General features: G+C 64.3%; 13 protein-coding genes. 5 read left to right on the top strand and 8 right to left on the bottom strand.

From position 1 onward, the window contains the following. Window positions 1–118: 118 nt before the first annotated feature. The gene (locus ACOZ4I_RS17715; RefSeq protein WP_424005190.1) at window positions 119–844 is read right to left on the bottom strand and encodes a ThuA domain-containing protein; all 726 of its coding nucleotides are present in this window, start codon (window positions 842–844) and stop codon (window positions 119–121) included. A 144-nt stretch (window positions 845–988) separates the two neighbouring features. Here ACOZ4I_RS17715 and ACOZ4I_RS17710 point away from each other — a divergent pair, with 144 nt between their 5' ends. Further along, window positions 989–2230 carry a mandelate racemase/muconate lactonizing enzyme family protein gene (locus tag ACOZ4I_RS17710; protein ID WP_424005188.1) on the top strand — a complete coding sequence of 414 codons (1242 nt, stop codon included), beginning with the start codon at window positions 989–991 and terminating at the stop codon, window positions 2228–2230. A gap of 64 nt (window positions 2231–2294) precedes the next feature. Here the strand turns inward: ACOZ4I_RS17710 and ACOZ4I_RS17705 are convergent, their stop codons facing one another. Beyond that, on the bottom strand, window positions 2295–3233 hold the full coding sequence (locus ACOZ4I_RS17705; protein WP_424005186.1) for a dihydrodipicolinate synthase family protein: 939 nt from the start codon (window positions 3231–3233) through the stop codon (window positions 2295–2297). Between the two features lie 78 nt (window positions 3234–3311). Between ACOZ4I_RS17705 and ACOZ4I_RS17700 the strand changes: the two genes are divergently transcribed. The 4 genes from ACOZ4I_RS17700 (at window position 3312) to ACOZ4I_RS17685 (ending at window position 6220) form a co-directional block, all read left to right on the top strand. Continuing rightward, window positions 3312–4445, top strand: a complete 1134-nt coding sequence (locus ACOZ4I_RS17700) for a mandelate racemase/muconate lactonizing enzyme family protein (protein WP_424005185.1) — start codon at window positions 3312–3314, stop codon at window positions 4443–4445. 81 nt (window positions 4446–4526) lie between these two features. Then, entirely contained in the window at window positions 4527–4985 is a 459-nt protein-coding gene (locus ACOZ4I_RS17695) for a universal stress protein (protein ID WP_424005183.1), read from the top strand. Window positions 4986–5048: 63 nt separating this feature from the next. Then, complete coding sequence (locus tag ACOZ4I_RS17690) at window positions 5049–5888, top strand: NAD-dependent epimerase/dehydratase family protein (RefSeq protein ID WP_424005181.1); 840 nt, start codon at window positions 5049–5051, stop codon at window positions 5886–5888. A 56-nt stretch (window positions 5889–5944) separates the two neighbouring features. Then, window positions 5945–6220: a hypothetical protein gene (locus ACOZ4I_RS17685; protein ID WP_424005180.1), complete on the top strand. Its 276-nt coding sequence runs from the start codon at window positions 5945–5947 to the stop codon at window positions 6218–6220. Window positions 6221–6252: 32 nt separating this feature from the next. On the opposite strand, the gene ACOZ4I_RS17680 is transcribed toward ACOZ4I_RS17685, so the two are convergent. The 6 genes from ACOZ4I_RS17680 to ACOZ4I_RS17655 form a co-directional block, all read right to left on the bottom strand. Beyond that, entirely contained in the window at window positions 6253–6687 is a 435-nt protein-coding gene (locus ACOZ4I_RS17680) for a PPC domain-containing DNA-binding protein (RefSeq protein ID WP_424005178.1), read from the bottom strand. Window positions 6688–6759: 72 nt separating this feature from the next. Then, window positions 6760–8991 (bottom strand): ABC transporter ATP-binding protein, encoded by a 2232-nt coding sequence (locus ACOZ4I_RS17675; protein ID WP_424005176.1) that lies wholly within the window; start codon window positions 8989–8991, stop codon window positions 6760–6762. A gap of 2 nt (window positions 8992–8993) precedes the next feature. After that, entirely contained in the window at window positions 8994–10079 is a 1086-nt protein-coding gene (locus ACOZ4I_RS17670; RefSeq protein ID WP_424005174.1) for an ABC transporter permease, read from the bottom strand. 132 nt (window positions 10080–10211) lie between these two features. Then, on the bottom strand, window positions 10212–11216 hold the full coding sequence (locus ACOZ4I_RS17665) for an ABC transporter permease (protein ID WP_424005172.1): 1005 nt from the start codon (window positions 11214–11216) through the stop codon (window positions 10212–10214). A gap of 111 nt (window positions 11217–11327) precedes the next feature. After that, window positions 11328–11525 (bottom strand): hypothetical protein, encoded by a 198-nt coding sequence (locus tag ACOZ4I_RS17660; RefSeq protein WP_424005171.1) that lies wholly within the window; start codon window positions 11523–11525, stop codon window positions 11328–11330. Between the two features lie 76 nt (window positions 11526–11601). Continuing rightward, a complete protein-coding gene (locus tag ACOZ4I_RS17655) occupies window positions 11602–13455 on the bottom strand; it encodes an ABC transporter substrate-binding protein (RefSeq protein WP_424005169.1) in 1854 nt (617 codons plus the stop codon). Window positions 13456–13576: the final 121 nt, after the last annotated feature.

Below are 13576 nucleotides of genomic sequence, written 5' to 3'. Positions count from 1 at the left end.
TTTCAACTCTCCGTCGCGGACACTCTCTGACGCTGTGAGCCTTCGACGGCGACTGTTCGAAGTTCCTTGGCAGTTCTTCCGACTCGTGATCGGTGACGGGCACGTCGAACGACCGCAGTCAGTAACCGCCGTCGGGGTCCGTCTGTGGCTTGACCTCTCCGTACACGGCTTCAGCTCCCTGCGTGGGCGCGGCCCACTCGACGGCGTTGCACAGGACCTGCCTGATCTCGTCCTGGAAGAAGATGGGATAGGCCTCGTGGCCCGGGCGGAACGCGAAGATCCGCCCTCGGCCCCGACGGTAACAGAGGCCGGAGCGGAACACCTCGCCGCCCTCGAACCACGAGACGAACACGGTTTGATCGGGTTCGGGAACGTCGTACGGTTCGCCGTACATCTCCGTCTCGGGGACTTCGAACGATTCCGGGAGGCCGTCGGCAATCGGGTGGCCCGGATCGACGACCCAGACCCGCTCCGTCTCACCGCCGTGGCGGTACTTGATGTCGCACGTGGTCCCCATCAGGCGCGTGAACGGCTTCGAGTTCTTCCCCGAGTGGAGGGGAACGAAACCCATTCCGGCCTGAACGCGCTCGACCACGCGCTCTGCCACCTCGTCGCTGACCTCGTCGTTCGCGCAGTGGGACCACCACACGAGGACGTCCGTCTCGGCCAGTACGTCGTCGGTCAGCCCGTGTTGGGCGTCCTGCAAGGTTGCTGTCTGCACTTCGAATCCGTCGGCTGCGAGCCCCGCGGCGATCGCGCCGTGGATTCCGTCGGGGTATCTCTCGGCGACCACCGGATCGCGCATCTCGTGGACGTTCTCGTTCCAGACCGTGACCGTTCCCATACAGCCTGACGCGACCGGCACCGAGAAAAGTCTGGCGTCGCCGCGGCGGCCGACCCACTCGCGGCTCGACTGTCCCGCGAGAGTGCGGGCGGAGTGGGTCGCGTTGACCCCCTCACTTAAGTCGGTCCGCCCGGTTACGCCGGTATGGAGATCGTCGACATCTCCGGCTACGCACTGTCGTCGCCGATCGAGCCACCCCAGGAGCGCCGGTTCCACGGCGGGAAGCGCCGCTTGCGCAAGCGCGACGTGGTCCTGGTCGTCGCGGAGACTCCCGACGGCACTCGCGGGGTCGCCACGGCCGGGGCAAGCAGTTCGGCCATGACCGAGTTCTTCGAGGACGAGTCACAGGGAACCTTCGCCGATGTCGTGAACGGTCCGGTCGCGAACGCGCTGGAGGGTGTCCAGATCGAGTCTGCGACCGACGCCCACGACCTACTCCGGGGTGGGTCCGTTCCCGAGAGCGACGTGGCCGAGGCCATCTCGGCTGTCGACGTCGCGCTCCACGACATCAGGGGCAAACGACAGGGTGCCCCGGTCTACGAGTTACTCGCAGAGCGCTACGGAACGACTCCCTCGACCGAACTACCACTCTATGCCAGCGCCGGGATGTACATGGAGCCGGCGGGATACGTCCGACAGGCCGAGGTCATCGAGGAGATGGGCTTTTTCGGCTACAAGTACCGCCCCGGTATCGGCCCGGCCGACGACCGCCGGACAGTCGAACTGCTCGCCGACGCCACCAGTGACATGGAAGTCATGCTCGACGCGCACACGTGGTGGAAGACTCGGAACGGCTACGACCGCGACACGGTTGCGGGTCTCGTCGAGCACGCGACCGAACAGGGTGTCTACTGGATCGAGGAACCCGTCGAACCCGACGACCACAGCGGCTACGTCGAACTCGCCGAGACTGGTGCCCCGCTGGCCGGCGGCGAGAGCGAGGCGACGCCGGAGACGCTGGTCGCGCTCGGCGAGACCGGTTCGGTCCGCTACCTCCAGGGCGACGTTCGCCACCACGGGGGCTTTACGGGCTGTCGCGCCGCCGTCGAGTTCTGCGCCGGCCGCGAGGGCGTCGAGTTCGTTCCGCACAACTTCGGGACCTGGATCGGTCTGGCGGCGAACGCACAACTCGTCGCTGCCGCGCCCGAGGCGTCCCTCGTCGAGTATCCGATCTTCGAGGACGACCCGCTGCTCGATGCGGTCCCCGATCCGGGAATGTATCCGTTCGACCTCGCCTTTGACCTCATCGAAGGGAGCCCCGACGTCTCCGACGGCCTGCTGTCGGTCTCTGACGACCCCGGTCTGGGCGTCGAAGTGAATCTGGACGTCGTCGAGGAGTACCCGTTCCGCCCCGGTCCCTGGACTGAGTTCCACTACAGGACGTAAGTGGACGCGACGGAGCGGCCGGGACGCGACCGCTTGACCGACCGATCGCCCGCCACTGGTCGTCTCAACGAACAACTCTGGCGACGTCGTCGTCGAGCTGATTGTACAGCTCCTCGGCGCGGCGCTCATCGGCCTGAGAGAGGCTACGAATCGGTGGACGGACCGCGCCGGCGTTGAAACCGGCGAGTTCGAGCCCCTTCTTGACGGCCGGGACGCTGAGTGCACCCGGGATGGTGTTCTCGCTTCCCGTCTCGTCACGGAACCGCTGATAGGGTAGACAGATGTCGCGCAATTCGCGGGCGTACTCCCAGTCTTCGCCCCGGAGCGCGTCCAGCAGTTCGAGGCCGATCTCTGGTCGGAAGTTGCTGACCCCGGCCGAAAATCCCTCGACGCCCTCCGCCCAGAGGGAGACCGCGTAGGGCTCGGCCAGACCGTTCACCCAGACGACGTCATCGGCCCCCGCCGCCACGGCCTCGCCGAGCGTGACCGGGTCCTCGATGGCGTACTTGATTCCGACGACGCCGTCGACCCGGGTGAGAGCGGCGAGAAACGTCACCGAGGGGTCGAAGCCGCGGGCATAAGGGACGAGCGGAGCCACCGCCGTGTCGGCGAGGTCGCGGTAGTACTCGATCGCGGCCATCTCGTGGACGTACGTGTGATCGAGCGGCATCACCATGTGAGCGTCGACGCCGACGTCGTCGTACGCTGTCAGCAGTTTTCGCGCGCTCCGGCCCGAACCACCTACCCCCGCAAGTACGCAGGCGTCGTCAGGCAGGGCTTCGACGGCCGTCTCCGCGGAGTCGACCCGCTCTCCGTGGGAGAGCGAGTGGTATTCGCTGATGTTGGCCGTCGCGAGGAAGGTGTGGATTCCCTCGTCGTACAGGTCACGAACGTTCTCTGCGAGTTCGTCGTGGTTGATCTCTCCGTCCTCGTCGAACGGCGTGAGGAGTCCGACGGCGACACCGCGCAGATGCTCCTGGACACGGCTAGCTGACAGCGGCATACTCCTGAAGTTCGTCGCTTATGACATAAAATCTCCGCCGACACAAGCTATATTCGGCGGGCAGTCCCTCCTCGGAGTATGCGAATCACCGACATCGAAGTGATCGGTCTCGAGTACGAACTACCCGCAGGATCGGGCCTGGGGGACGCTCGTGGTTTCGGTCACTCGCGTGCCACGACGCTCGTTCGCCTCACCACGGCCGACGGAACCGTCGGCTGGGGCGAGGCGTTCGCTCCCGGTTCGATCGTTCAGGCCACCGTCGACGAGCTATTCCGCGATCGGGTGCTCGGGATGGATCCGTGCGATAGCGAGGGGCTGGCGATCGACTCCTACACCGACCAGTACCACTTCGGCGGGAGCGCCTTCGTGCAGGCGGCTGTAAGCGGGATCGACGTCGCCTGCTGGGACCTTCGCGGAACGGAGGCGGGTCGCCCCGTCTCCCGCTTCCTTGGCGGAGGAAACAGGGAAACGGTGACTCCGTACGCTTCGACGATGTACTTCACCGAGCGTGATCGTCCGATCGAGGAACCGATGCGCGAGGCGGTCGAAGAGGGGTTCTCCGCGGCGAAGATCAAGATCGGTCGCGATCCGGCGTCCGACCGCCGCCGGGTCCGTACTGCCCGCGAGATGCTCGGCGATGACGCCCACCTGATGGTCGACATGAACGGGAACTACCGCCCGCGACAGGCCATCCGGTCCGCTCGTGAGATCGCCGACTACGATATTACGTGGATCGAGGAGCCGGTTCCTCCGGAGAACGTGTCCGGCTACCGCGAGATCAAACGACGGATTGATCAGCCGCTGGCCGCCGGCGAGGCGCACTACGGTCGGTTCGAGTTCAAGCGCCTCGTCGATAACCGACTCGTTGATGTCGTCCAGCCGAATCTCGCGCGCTGTGGCGGCCTCTCGGAAGCGAAGACGATCGCCGCCCTGGCGACGACGGAGAACGTCGCCGTCCGGCCGCACGTCTGGAACAGCGCGGTGGGCATGACTGCGGCGATCCACTTCGCCGCCAGCGTCCCGGAGTACCCACACACCCGGAACGTCCCCGAGCCGATGTTGCTGGAGTGTGACCGCAGTCCGAATCCGCTCCGCGACGCCATCCTCGAGGACCCGCTGGACCCGACCGGCGGGTCCCTCGCCGTCCCACAGGGGCCCGGACTGGGGATCGACGTCGACGAGGACGCGCTCGATCGGTATCGCGTCGACTGACCACCGCTCGCGCCTCGAAGTGCGGTCCGACACACCCCGTCGGACGTACACTTATGTGTCTGTCGGCGTGACTGTATCGACATGGACCGTGCTCTCGTCGTCATCGACGACACCGACGCACACCGTGAACTGCTCGCCGAAGCGGCCGCGCTCACTGCTGGTGCCGACGCAGACCTCGTCGTGTTCTCCTGGCTGACCCCCGACGAGTTCGAGGCCGATATGGACGTGATCGAGTCGGTCGAGCGGGTCGAGAAGGCCAGTTACGGCGATCTCGAGAGCGACGACATCGTTCGGAACTTCGTCGACGAGTTCGCCGGCGACGTCTTGGCCAGCGACTCAGCTGAGTACGAGATCGCGAGCGCAGTCACCGAGACGGACGACCTCGCTGACGAGATCCTCTCGGCCGCCCGCCGATTCGACTGCGATCACGTGTTCCTGGTCGGACAGGGGCGCTCACCGACGGGCAAGGCCATCTTCGGAAACGTGGCACAGCGCGTCATCCTCAACTTCGGCGGCTACGTGACGGTTTCGGTGGAGTAGTCCCCGCTGGCACGCGCCTGTTGGACCCCTCGTTTTAATATCCAAACGACGGTTCAGTCGAACGTGAACGTTCTAGTCACAGGGTCGTACGGCCGGTGTGGAACGGCTGTGATCGACCACCTGCACGACAGCGCCGAGTACGACTTCACCTACTTCAACCGATCAGATCGCCCGGACGATCATCCCTACGGCGGCTACGAGACGGTCGTGGGAGATATCACGGATCACGACGCCCTGGTATCCGCCGCCGAGGGGCACGACGCGATGGTTCATCTGGCCGCCTATCCGTATACGGACGGGGACTGGAGCGACGTCTTCGAGCCAAACGTCGTCGGCGTGTACAACGCCCTCGAGGCCGCCCGCGAGCACGAACTCGACACGTTCGTGTTCGCCTCCACAAACCACGTCATGGGGCAGTATGAGCGGGATTTCGCGCCCGAGATTTACACGGCCGAGTCGGACCTCGTCCTCGACCATACAGACCCGGTCCGTCCCGATTCGTTCTACGGCGCGACGAAGGCCTTCGGCGAGGACCTGGGCCGCTACTATGTCGAGGAGTACGAGCATCCCCGACAGATCTACGCGCTACGCATCTGTACGGTCAACGCCGCGCCGTACGACCATCCGTATGGAGACGCCGAGGCGGGCGTCGAAAACGGGACGTTCGAACGCGGGAGCGAGGCCTACGAACACGCGGTCGCCCGCATGAAGGCGACGTGGCAATCGCGGCGCGACTTCGCCCAGCAGATCAACTGCTGCCTCCGTGACGACGGCGTCGAGTTTGGCGTCTTCAGCGGCGTCAGCGACAACCGAAACCGATGGTTCGACCTCGAACACGCCCGTGTCCGTATCGGCTACGCCCCTCAGGACGACGGCGCAGCGTGGCATGGCCCGCCGGAGTGAGTGCGAGTGTTCAAACACCCCAACCAATTTATGCTAGTGAATGGATACAATCGGTTGTGAGTACTATCAACGGCGGTTCTGACGAGCGATCCGGTCTGCTGGCGAGGAGTACCGACCGACTCCGCGAGTCGGTGTTACTGAAACTGGCCGTCGGTGGCGTGTGCCTGATCGCCGCCGCGACGCTGTTGCAGGTCTTCGTCGTCGACCCGAGCAATCCCGGGCTCGTGGGGGTCTGGACCGCCCTCCTCCCTATCTGGGGCGTCGGTCTCATCGTCGCTGGACTCGGTGCCTACCTGTTCGTTATGTGGCGGCAGTACCGGGGTACCGAATAGTCACCTTCGACCGTCACGTGCCCGTCGAGCACCTACCGACGCGTCAGCCGCGAGACGCCGTGGTCGTCCGCCGATCTGGTCAGCGCCAGATCGTCGAGTCGCCTGATCGTGAACTCGCTGAGGACGTTCACCTCACAGCCTTCTTCGAGGTGACCACCGACGGTTCGGTCGCCGTCGAAGCCGGTGACGTGAAGGTGCGGTTCGCCGTCGGCGATGACGCCGCCAACGTCGGTTATCTCCCAGGCACCCTGGAGCGTGCAGTCGACGGTACGGTCTGACGGGTCTTCGGGGAGGTCAGTTCGGTCGACGTAGTGGATATTCAGGGTGCTGAACGTCCCGACCCCGGAGACGACGACGCCCGTGTCGACGTCCCGCTGCTCGCAGGCGGCCTGGATTCCTTCGAGCGCCATGTCTCCTCGGTCGAGTCGGACGATCACGTATCCGTCGCTGGATTCGAACGTCTCCATTGCGCTCTCGACTGCGCCCGCACGCGAAATAAAGATTCACCCACCACCGAACCGCTGATCGTGTCGGCGTGCTCAGTCGTCCTCTGCGGGCAGTTGGTGGCCTCGGTCCAGCGCGTCACCGCTCTTATCCGCCACCGGCTCACTGTCCCAGTACTCGTGGTCCTCGAGGACGCGGAAGCAGGCGGCCTCGTGTGTCTCGACGTGTTCTGTGGCCTTGCAGTTCGTCGGTTTCTCGCGCGTACAGACCGCCCGGGCTTCGGGACAGCGCGTGTGATACCGACAGCCGCTCGGGGGATTCGTCGGGTCGGGGATGTCGATGTCTCGGATCGGCGCCTCGGTAGCCCGACTCTCCGCCGGGTCGAGTTCGGGGGTCGCCCACCGCAACGCTTGCGTGTAGGGGTGCTGGGGGTCGTGGATGATCTGTTCCGGGGGACCGATCTCGACCAGTTCGCCGAGATAGAGAACGCCGATTCGCCCGCCGGTCTTCTCGGCGATGTAGCGGGCGTTCGAGAGGTCGTGTGAGATAAACAGATAGGACGTGTCGAACATGTCCTGCAGGTCGATGAGCAGGTCCATCATCTCGACGCGGAGCGACACGTCGAGCGCGCTGACGGGCTCGTCGGCGAGAATCAGTTCCGGGTTCATCAGCATCGCCCGGATGAGCGCGACGCGCTGCTGTTCTCCGCCCGACAGCTGGTGGGGGTAGCGCTCGATGTAGTCCTCGGGCGGACTCATCCCCACGTGTTCGAGCATGCTCAGGATGCGCTGTTTCCGGTCGTTTCCGTCCAAGTCGTCGTGCCAACGCTTGAGCGGGGCGTCCAGGCTCTTTCGAATCCGCTTGTGCGAGTTCAGCGCGCTCCCGGGGTCTTGATGGACGATCTGGAGTGAGCGCCTGATCTCGCTCCACGTTGCGGTGCCGTTTCCTCCGCCGTCTCGCACGTCCCAGATGTCTTCGCCGCGGTACTCCACACTCCCCCCAGTCGGCCGCTGAAGCCCGACCGCGGTCTTGCCCAGCGTCGTCTTTCCGCAACCGGACTCGCCGACCAAGACGACCACGTCGTTCTCGTAAATATCGAGCGAGATGCCGTCTACCGCGTTGACTGTCTCGGGCTCGCCGAAGAAATCGAAGAAGCCGGTTTCGCGCTCGAAGTGGACCTCGACGTCCGATAACGAGACGACCGGCTCCTCGGGAGCGCTCTGTGCCGGCCGTCCGGGGAGGTCGTCGGCGACGGCCTCGGCGTCGACGCCGTCTCCGTCAACGAACTCGTCCGTCATCGGAATGGCGTCGCTCGATTCCTCCCAGTGGTGACAGTCGACGTGATGTGCGTCCGTGACGGTGTACGGCTCTGGGTCGGTCGTCTCGCACTGCTCGTCTGCGAGAGGACAGCGCGGGTGGAACGAACAGCCCGAAGGGACGTTCACGGGGTCCGGAGCGCTCCCCTCGACCGGGCGCATCGCCTCGATCGGCGATTCGAGGTTCGGCGTCGACTTCAGCAGTAGCCGTGTGTACGGGTGGGAGGCGTGTTCGAGGATCTCGTCGGTCGGCCCGATCTCGGCGAACTCGAAGGCGTACAGGACGCCGATCCGGTCGGCCAGATCGGCCACCAGCGGGAGATCGTGGGTGATGAAGACGATCGTCAGGTCGTAGCGCTCCTTGAGGCGGTCGATCAGCGAGATGATCGAGCGCTGCATCAGCAGGTCCAGGGCGGCCGTCGGCTCGTCCATGACGAGCACCTCCGGTTCGAGGATCAGACTCAGCGCGATGAGCGCGCGCTGTTTCATCCCGCCGGACAGTTCGTGAGGATACGCGTCGAGGACGCGATCCGGGTCGAGATAGAGGTCCCGGAGCAGTTGTCTGGCACGTTCCATCCCCTCGTCGACGTCGTAGTCGTGCGCCGTGAGTGTCTCGACGAAGTGTGTTCGGATCTCGCGGACTGGGTTGAACGAACTCATCGCGCCCTGGAAGACCATCGCCACCTCCTCCCAGCGGTACTGTTTGAGTTCCGACTTGTCGTACTCGAGGATGTTCTGTGACGCCCCATCCTCCGGGTGGTACGTGATCTCGCCCGAGAGCACGCCAGGGTCGACGACGGCGTCGAGGAGGGCAGACGCCAGCATGGATTTACCGCTCCCGCTCTCGCCGACGATGCCGAAGATCTCGTTGCGCCGGATGTCGATATCGACGTCGTCGAGGACACGGGACTGGCCGTGATCCATGTCGAACGTCACCGACGTGTTTCGCATCTCGAGGATGGTGTCGTGAGCGTGCGAGTCACGGTCGTGCTGGTCGAGTGGACTGGACATGATCAGATGCCTCCCATCACGTCGCTGGTGTCCGGTTCGTCTGCTTCTGGATCGGCCTCGCCGCCGGCGGCGGTCTTCTCGTGGCGCGCACGGACGCGGGGATTGAACACCCGGTCGAGGGACTGCCCGAGCAGGATGAGGCCGACGGAGATGCCGACGATTGCGATCATCGGCACGAGGAACCAGTGCAGTGCCGCCTCACGTAGGTGCGCGTTGGCGTTGTACGCGTAGTTGAGAGTGACTCCCCAGTTCAGGCTCGAGGTTTCGAACGGCAGGATGCCCAGGTAGTACAGGGCGACGGCCTCGAAGATGACCCGCCGGCCGGCGTTCGTGAGGTTGATCACCACGTACGGGAGCAGGTGGGGAACGATCTCGTCGAAGACGATCTTCCGCGTTGGGAGGTCCATCGCGCGGGCCGCCTCGACGAACTCCTCCTGCCGGAGCGTCAGCACCTGTGACCGGATCGCCCGGGCGAGACCGCCCCAGGCGGCGACCGACAGGAGGAGGCCGACGGCGTAGGGGTTCCCGCCGATGGGGAGCAACAGCCCGAGTACCATCACCAGCGGGAAGCCGGGGATGTTGATGAAGACGTCGGTGATCGAGCTGAGGACGGTGTCGACCCAGCCGCCCTTGTAGCCGGCGATGGCTCCGACGAACGTTCCGATCCCGACCACTGAAACCGCGCCGGAGAGTACCATTTTCAGAATCGTCGATGTCGAGTAGACCGTCTGAGACAGCAGATCGCGACCCATGTCGTCAGTCCCCAGCGGGTACTGCATTGTCTGGAAGGGTTGAGCGAGGGCCGGGCCTTCAGCGGGCTCCGTCGGCGCGACGACCATCGGTCCCGCGATCCCAACGAGCAGGTAGAGTACCACGACGGCGAAGCCGAACCTGGCACGCCAGTCGCGCCAGACGATGGCGATCGGCGCGTGGACGTACGCGTCGTAGACCTTCCGAAGTCGATCGGCTCGGGTCTCCTCGTACTGCGAGACGGCCTCGAACGGGGAACTGACGCTGCCGCCGTCTGGCCGTGCGATCGCTCCGCCCCCTTTGGCGTCGTCCTCGCGAGCGTCGGTGTTCTCAGTCATCGATCTCCACTCCTCGTTCCGTGTCGGCTCGTGATTTCGGTTCTCATCGTGTTCACTCGTGTGATCTGAAGCGCCCGGGCGTGGTCGGCCGGCTGAGACGCCGTTCGATCTCGGCCGCGGACGACCGCAGCGTCAGTAGCTCTCGCCATTCTGTCCTCCCGCACGCGGGTCGACCCACCCGTACGTCAGGTCGGCCAGCAGCAGTGCCGTCACGATCGCGAGCGTGATTAGCATGAATCCGCCCATCATCAGCGGGTAGTCACGCTGGTACGTCGCATCGAGCAGGTACAGCCCCAGTCCCTGATACTGGAACACGTGTTCGAGGACGACCGACCCCCCGAACATCTCACCGATGCCGATCAGGAAGGTCGTATACATCGGGAGGACGGCGTTCCGAGCGACGTACTGCGTCGAGATGGTAACGTCGGAGAGGCCGCGGAGGCGCGCGACGCGCAGATAGTCAGATCCGAGGACGCGAATACTGTTCCCGCGCATCCCCAGCGACGCGATACCGGACGCGACCAGCATGGAAAGCACCGGAAGGGTCGCGTGGTGGATCACGCCCGAGATGTACTCCCAGTTCATCCCGGGCGGGACCCCGGTCGGCTGTCGGCCGCCCGTGGGGAACCATCCGAGCTGGAAGGAAAACAGGATGATCAACAGGATCGCCAGCACGTAGAACGGCACCGATCCCATCAGGATCGCGAACGACGTGAGTCCGACGTCCAGTTTCCCGCCCTCCCAGTAAGCCATCAACGCGCCCATCGAAACCCCGAGGAAGAAACTGATGAACGTCGCCCAGCTGAGAACGAACAGCGTCCAGGGCAACCCCTGTGCGAGGACCTCGACGACCGGCTGGGAGTGTATCGTCGAGACGCCGAGGTCTCCCTGCAGCGTGTTCGACATGTAGTCGACGTACGCCGCCGGTATCGGTTTGTCCGGGTCGACCGACATTCGCGCTTCAACCAGCCGTCTTGCTCTCGCGGGCGCGACCCCCTGCTGTTCGAGCTGTCTCAGCATCGCCCCCATCGGATTACCCGGCATCAGCCGTACCAGGACGAACGACAGCGTGATCACAGCCCACACTGTGAACACCGTCTGCGCTATCCGTCGGATACGCCAGTCTATGTCTATCATGATTAGCGTACACGATTGTTGAGGCAGGTCCGTAATCAATGTATCCCATTGACAGATCGGCGCGAGGATCTCTTGGTCAGTCACCGCCGCGATAGTCTTCGATCTGGGCCGCTACTCGAACGGCTCCCAGCCGGTGTAGATGACGGCGAGGACCCCGGCGAGCGTCAGCGTGACCGGGAGCAGCGACAGCGTGGCAGCCACGTACGACCCAGTCCCGGGATCGAGGTTGTACAGAGAGAACACCAGGAGGACGAGAAAGAGAATGTCGATCTTGAGGACCACTTTCGACGTCGACTGGAGGAGTCCCATACATGTCGACACTGTCGTCTGCGTGTTAAGTGTTCCCGTGGTCAGCGCGAGTGTGAACGTGTCTCTGGTCGGCGACTCAGTTTCCGGTGTACCGGATCGCCCCGTCGGGCATCTTCGGGGCGATGTAGAGGGCGTCGTCGACACCGTTTTTGATGCCGGAGCGGACGTCGAGCTCCCAGTTGTCGCCGTTGTAGGCACCTGCGTCCGGCTGGTACATGGCCTCCATTTCGGGGACGTACTGGTTCCACCACCACATCAGCTCATTGTGGTACTGGCTGTCGCCCGTCGATTGCCACTGACGGATCCATTCCCGGACGTTGATCGACTTGGTCCCGCTCGATCCCTCGGGGTCGCCGACGGGCATCGGAATCTCGGCGTCGGGGTCGAAGTGGAGGATCGACCCGAGCCACTCTGGTACCAGTCCGATCGACCACATGGCCGTGATCCCGTTCGCCGAGGACCCGTCCGGCATCATGTCGTAGTCACCTGTGTTTCGCCGCTCGTCGAAGGTTGCGGAGTCGACCTGCTCCTGGTTGACGGCGATACCGAAGTCCCGGAGGTTCTTCGAGAGGATATTGAAGTCCGGCCGCTCGGCAGCGTTCATCATTCCGATCTCGAGTTGTTCGCCGCCCTTGATCCACTCGCCTGAACTGTCTTGTTCGTAGCCGGCCTGCCGCATCAGTTCGGCAGCCCGCTCCGTGTTGTTTTGCCCGTACGTGGTGAAGTCCTGCACCCACTGGGTCGCCTCGTGCTCGCCCTCCCGGAGCACTTTCCCGGGGACGCGACAGGGCGGCCACTCGAATAGGCGGTTGACGCCCTGCAGGAGGCCACTGACCTGCTGGCGGTCGAAGACGTGACAGATTGCTTTGCGGACCCGTCGGTCGTTGACCGGAGACTCGTAGTCGACCTGATGGCCGCAGTTGAACGAGAACAGTTTGTTGGACGAACGCCCCTCCCGAAAGAGGGTATGACCCTCGGGCAACTGGGACCGGACGTCCTCCTGGACGGGGAATCCCTTGTGGGCCGCGTCGACCTCGCCAGCGGAGTAGGGCTGAGTCGGCTTGTCGGTGGAGAACAACTGCAACACGAACTCGTCGAAGTTGATGTTGTCCGCGTGCGGATGTTCCTCGTACTTCTCCATCACGATCTGGTTGTCGCCGACGTTCTTGATCTGGAAGGGGCCGTGGCCGATGGCGTTCTCCGAGGTGATCTTCGGGTAGGTCGAGGACGTGACCTCGGCGGCGATCGCCTCTTTCTCACTCCCGGACGTATTGCGGAGCCGTTCGTGGAAATCACTCCACGTGTCGTCGTTTCTGTAGGTGAAGATCCCCCGCGGGAGGTTCCCGTTGTACGCGCCGATGGTGTTCTGGACCGCGAACGTCTCCGAGAGCGGGTCGTGGAGTTCGATCCTGACGAGTTGGTCGTCGACCGCCTCGATGCGCTTGATCGTATCGTGAGCACGCGCGCCCTCCTCGGCCGTGGCTCGCCCGATCTCGATCTCGATCTGCTGTTCCATGACGTAATCCTCGGCGGTGAAGGGCTCACCGTTGTGCCAGCTCCACTGGTCACTGAAGGTCGCCTCCAGCGTCGTGTCACCGGTCATCTCCCACTCCTCGACCATCAGTGGATATCCTTCGTTCCGTGTCGGACTGTAGACGACGGGCCGGTCCATGATCGCGGCACCGGGATGCCACGCACCCGTCTGGGACGGGTTCCAGGGATTCAGGTGCCGATCAGCGGGGTTCGCCCCGCTGGTCAGCGGATCGAACACGGTGAACTGGACGGTCGAACCCCCTCCAGACTCTCCGTCGCCAGTCGCGCCCGTGTCGCCGCTGCAGCCAGCGACGAACGCCGCCCCACCGACGGCACCGGCCTTGATGAAGTCTCGTCTGGTACTCGCTACGCTACGCCAGTTGGTATGGTCTGGCATGCCTAACGTTGCACGCTACTGTCATATATATTTAACCATGACGGATACGGTCCTTGCCCACAATCGGCATCGCGACGACGGGTCCCCGATTGGGAAGCATCGTGCGAACGGGTCTTGTCTG

It is taken from the genome of Haloarcula salina (assembly GCF_049603855.1).
Lineage (GTDB): Archaea > Halobacteriota > Halobacteria > Halobacteriales > Haloarculaceae > Haloarcula > Haloarcula salina_A.
The sequence above is the reverse complement of the archived record's forward strand: the minus strand, read 5'-3'. Positions and strand labels throughout refer to the sequence as shown.